This is a genomic window from Flavobacterium sp. CG_9.1 (assembly GCF_015751645.1).
Lineage (GTDB): Bacteria > Bacteroidota > Bacteroidia > Flavobacteriales > Flavobacteriaceae > Flavobacterium > Flavobacterium xanthum.
The window spans coordinates 1-4,978 of the sequence record NZ_JADOVC010000060.1 but is presented as its reverse complement, the minus strand read 5'-3'; the positions used below and the strand labels follow the sequence as shown (position 1 = coordinate 4,978).

At 36.5% G+C, this 4,978-nt stretch carries 2 protein-coding genes; both read right to left on the bottom strand.

The window, feature by feature from the left end; translation table 11 throughout:
• The coding region (locus IWX83_RS16870) for a hypothetical protein (RefSeq protein WP_196831327.1) at window positions 1–3,298 on the bottom strand (3,298 nt) is incomplete at its 3' end.
• Between the two features lie 111 nt (window positions 3,299–3,409).
• Window positions 3,410–3,724 (bottom strand): hypothetical protein, encoded by a 315-nt coding sequence (locus IWX83_RS16865; protein WP_196831326.1) that lies wholly within the window; start codon window positions 3,722–3,724, stop codon window positions 3,410–3,412.
• Between the last annotated feature and the right edge of the window lie 1,254 nt (window positions 3,725–4,978).

Sequence of the window (4,978 nt, the reverse complement as noted above, 5' to 3'; positions counted from 1 at the left end):
GGTACGTTATTCCATCCAAACTGTAGGCTACTCCTGCTTGTGTTGTGATTGTAATACTTCCTGAAGGAATTCCACAAGTTGGTTGCACCACACTAACCGTGGTTGGTTCAACTGGAGGTGTTGGAATAGCATTGATCGTTATAGCAGTTGATGACGGAGTTACACAAGTGTTATCCAATGTATTTCGAACGTACAAAGTATAAGTATTTGGTGCCAATGCTGTAAATACATTCGAGCTCTGGTACGTTATTCCATCCAAACTGTAGGTTACTCCTGCTTGTGTGGTGATTGTAATACTTCCTGAAGGAATTCCACAAGTAGGTTGCACCACACTAGCCGTGGTTGGTTCAACTGGAGGTGTTGGAATAGCATTGATCGTTATAACAGTCGATGACGGAGTTACACAAGTGTTATCCAATGTACTTCGAACATATAAAGTATAAGTATTTGGTGTCAATGCTGTAAATACATTCGAGCTCTGATAGGTTAATCCATCCAAACTGTAGGCTACTCCTGCTTGTGTGGTGATTGTAATACTTCCTGAAGGAGTTCCACAAGTAGGTTGCCCCAAACTAGCCGTGGTTGGTTCAACTGGAGGTGTTGGAATAGCATTGATCGTTATAACAGTCGATGACGGAGTTACACAAGTGTTATCCAATGTACTTCGAACATATAAAGTATAAGTATTTGGTGTCAATGCTGTAAACACATTCGAGCTCTGATAGGTTAATCCATCCAAACTGTAGGCTACTCCTGCTTGTGTTGTAATTGTAATACTTCCGGACGGAGTTCCACAAGTAGGTTGCGCCACACTAGCCGTGGTTGGTTCAACTGGAGGTGTTGGAATAGCATTGATCGTTATAGCAGACGATGACGGAGTTACACAAGTGTTATCCGACGTATTTCTTACGTATATAGTATAAGTATTTGGAGCTAATGCTGTAAATACATTCGAGCTCTGATACGTTATTCCATCCAAACTGTAGGCTACTCCTGCTTGTGTTGTGATTGTAATACTTCCTGAAGGAATTCCACAAGTAGGTTGCACCACACTAGCCGTGGTTGGTTCAACTGGAGGTGTTGGAATAGCATTGATCGTTATAGCAGTTGATGACGGAGTTACACAAGTGTTATCCGCTGTATTTCGTACGTATAAAGTATATGTATTTGGTGCCAATGCTGTAAATACATTCGAGCTCTGGTACGTTATTCCATCCAAACTGTAGGCTACTCCTGTTTGTGTTGTGATTGTAATACTTCCTGAAGGAATTCCACAAGTAGGTTGTACCACACTAACGGCGGTTGGTTCAACTGGAGGTGTTGGAATAGCATTGATCGTTATAACAGTCGATGACGGAGTTACACAAGTGTTATCCGCTGTATTTCTTACGTACAAAGTATAAGTATTTGGTGCTAATGCTGTAAATACATTCGAGCTCTGGTACGATATTCCATCCAAACTGTAGGCTACTCCTGTTTGTGTTGTGATTGTAATACTTCCTGATGGAGTTCCACAAGTAGGTTGCACCACACTAGCCGTGGGTTCAACTGGAGGTGTTGGAATAGCATTGATCGTTGTAGTAGTCGATGATGGAGTTACACAAGTGTTATCCAATGTATTTCGTAGGTATAAAGTATAAGTATTTGGTGCCAATGCTGTAAATACATTCGAGCTCTGATACGTTATTCCATCCAAACTGTAGGCTGCTCCTTCTTGTGTTGTGATTGTGATACTTCCGGACGGAGTTCCACAAGTAGGTTGCACCACACCAACCGTGGTTGGTTCAACTGGAGGTGTTGGAATAGCATTGATAGTAATTGACTCTGATGCGACAGATGAACAATTATTTATGCCAGTAACAGTAAAAGTATAAATTCCTGATGATGGTAGGTTACTAAATTCATAACTACTACCAGATCCAGAAATTGGGGCACCCAGAGATGGCGTGATAACCCATGTACCTACTGAAGGCAAGCCATTTAGTACGATACTGCCGTAGGTCCTCTCGCAAGTCGGTTGCGTAACCAATCCAATGACAGGAGGAGCGGTGAAATTGAATTGTACTGAAATATCTTCAGAAGATGGAACACATTGTCCGTTTGAAATCGTCCATGTAAACACATAAGTACCAAGAACATCTACATTAGCTGTTGAAGATGCATTACTACTATCACTAAAGTTAACGCTACCAGGTCCTGATTTTTTAGTCCAAGATCCTGTACCAACTGACGGTGTATTGCCACCCAAAGGATCACTTGTAAAACTACATTTAGACTGACTCTCTCCAACAGTAGCTAATGTTGGACTCTCAACAAAACTCATTACAATATTTGCCTCTGAATAACATGGTGTTAATGCCGCTGAAGCAACTACAACTGGATTTGGATCTTTAAGATTGTAATCTACTGCTGCATTTCCGAAATCTAAACTACTCGCTTTTTCAGGACTTAGAAAAGAATTGGTAACAGAATAATTTGTTTCATCTTGATCTGCTAAAGTCATAGCAAAAAATTTAATATCCCCCGTTGTATAACCAATAAGAGACTTTAAAACTTCAACTTCAAATCCTAGACTGTAATCGGTAATCCCAACATTATTTTTATTTATCCCCATTACTGAAGATGGACTTCCTGAAGCAACAACACCTATATTAGTCTTAATAGAATTTCCAGTTCTTAGTTCAATAATATCCGCACTATAATTATTTCCTCCTACGTCTGTTCCAATAGCTAAGCAATAATCTGCCTGGAAATAAGAGTCAAACGTGCTTGGATTGTTATTAAAAAAATTAAATGCATTCACTAAAGGAAACCCACCATTTTCATCACCATAATTTGAAACATTAAACCCTCCTACTTTTGTATCCAAAAACAATAAAATTTTTCTACCACTTAGAACTTTACCAAGTACTCCGAAAGTTAATTTATCCTCTGTCGGGCTTATTTTTATAGAATTTATGTATGCTGAAGTGGCGTTAGATGATAAAGGAGCAGAAAGAAAATTATCTTCAAGTGCTCCAGTGCCCCATGCTTTCTCGGTAACATTACCATCAAAACTCACTGCATATCTAGTTCGAACTCTAACAACCTGACCATCTGTTAAAGTATTTGAGACAAATGTTTTACTTAATGACATACTTTGTTTCACGACTCCATCGACTGAAAATTCAAATAAATCTGCACCGCCAGTGGCAGCAAATGTGGTAGAAGTACCCAAACAGAATGGAGAGGAAATAGAAGTTGACGGAGAAACAGATAATGTCACTGCAGGCGGAACGACATATATAGAAGCAACCACAGGTACACGGAAACTAACATCAGAACCTAATCGGCTCTGTACGTAATAAGTTTTAGTAGAACTTATACTTGGACTGTAAATATTTCCCGTGTATATCGGTATAACTGATGACTATGAAGCAAACCATTCAATCGTTTCATTACCATTTGCTCCAAAAGCATAGACATTGACTTGAATTGGAGTAATACCGTCTCCACACGAACTCCCAGCAGTCGAAAGTGGGTAAGGCAAAACAGCCAAAATCGCCGAATTCCGAACTACTTTGGACTTCTTTTTTTGTTTTTTAATTGAATCTGTAGCTATTAATTTAGAATAGAGCTTAAAATTGATATCATTTAAATTTACAAGATTGTCTAAATTTTTTGAACTTAGCGAAAAACTAAGAAAAAAAAGAAATAATAAAAATAAAAGTATTTTTTTTTTCATACAGTCGATGTTGTAATTATTTTGAAAATTTAATCATTAAAAGTAAATTTTTATTTTCATTGAGCAAATTGAATTTTAATATAAATTTAACAAAATACAAACAATAATTTTAAATACTTACAAATCACACATTTACAATATATTATATTTGAAAAAGAAATCCATAGAAGCATTCTACTAACAACACAAATAACTAAATCATATCTTAAGTCTTAAACTACTGAAAAAAAATCAATAAGTCCTATCTGTATTTTTAAAGTCATATAAACTTTAAGATTAAAACCGTAATCTTCGAAAAAATTACTTAGCCGAAATTAATTTTTAATATTTAAAAAGGACTCTTTACAAAAAAGGAGCTGCAGCATTTCGTTTGTCTTTAGAAGAGATTATTTCAAATCCTAAACAACACCGTTCCATTAAGTTAATTTCAAAAAGGAATAGTTGTTGACTTAAAATTCAAAATTTTCCACATCGAGCGCACCAGACACAACTTCACAATAGTTTCAGAATAAGGCTTAATGAGAATGAGGTACGAGTATTTTTTGTCTGGAAAGCATGCGGTAGGAATTCGGTAGATAACGTACATCGAATAACAGCTCAACTTATGTCTTTTATGAAAATTATGAAACAGATTTTAACTTATTAATTCTAATATCATTACTCCTATTTATCGCTTTCTGGGAAGAACTTTAGAAAATCAAAAGGGCGACTTTTTGAGAGGTTTAAAAAGATGCAATTTAAAGTTTGACGCTAAACGCTGGCTGCAGTTAGCGAATCATTCAGCTCTAACAATACAATAGATAAAATTGGCATTCCACCTCAAACTTTATACTATTCTAAAACATTTTGAAAAAAGAGATTAAGCAGAAGTTCCGCAGAATCATTTAATGCTAAAAATCAAGGATTTACAAATCAATTCATAATAGCAAAAAAACAAGATTTCGTTTTGTTAAGGACAACTCCACTATTGCCTTATGCCCAAGTATTGTTCTTGATCCGATTTCTTTCTATTCCGATTATCTAATATTTTCGCTTAATCCCCAACTTTTGCACCTAATCTCTAATTTTTGCTACTCCACAGGTTTTCGTTATGATCCGTTTTCGTTATAATCCCTGATCCGTTTTAGACTTGAACCGTTTTAGACTTGATTCACCATGCATAGCTATAAAACAAAAAACCCTTCATCTATTGATGAAGGGTTTTAAAAGAAAGGCGACGACATACTCTCCCACATAACTGCAGTACCATCTGCG

Coding starts and splice junctions, on each gene's coding strand:
- IWX83_RS16865 (WP_196831326.1), bottom strand. CDS start 3,724: ATGAAAAAAAAAATACTTTTATTTTTATTATTTCTTTTTTTTCTTAGT.